Genomic DNA, 301 nt, shown 5'->3' on the forward strand with positions numbered 1-301 from the left:
ACCGTGCAGGTTTTTGAAGTCGGCGTCGTTGGTGTTCAGTGTGTAGGTGTAAGTGCCGTTGGCATTGAGCACCAAGGTGCCGTAAGTGCCGGTGAACGTGCCAGGGGTTACCGGCCCAGTCGGTACGCGATCGGCGCCTTGCACGTCGTTGGTCAGAACGTTGCCGGTCAGGGTCAGCAAGGTTTCCGATGCGGTGCCGGTGTTGCTGTCATCCACGGCTTTTGGCAAATCGTCGACGATGTTCACGTCTAGCGTGCCATTGGCGGTGGTGCCGTTATCGTCGACCACGGTAACGGCGAAC

General features: G+C 59.1%; 1 protein-coding gene. It reads right to left on the reverse strand.

Annotation, left to right across the window (positions count from 1 at the left end; genetic code table 11):
* Positions 1 to 301, reverse strand: a 301-nt coding sequence (locus ACM6IN_RS22035) for an Ig-like domain-containing protein (protein ID WP_414916706.1), incomplete at both ends; no start/stop codon positions are given.

The organism is Pseudomonas sp. IT-P395, from assembly GCF_949767675.1.
Classification (GTDB): Bacteria; Pseudomonadota; Gammaproteobacteria; order Pseudomonadales; family Pseudomonadaceae; genus Aquipseudomonas.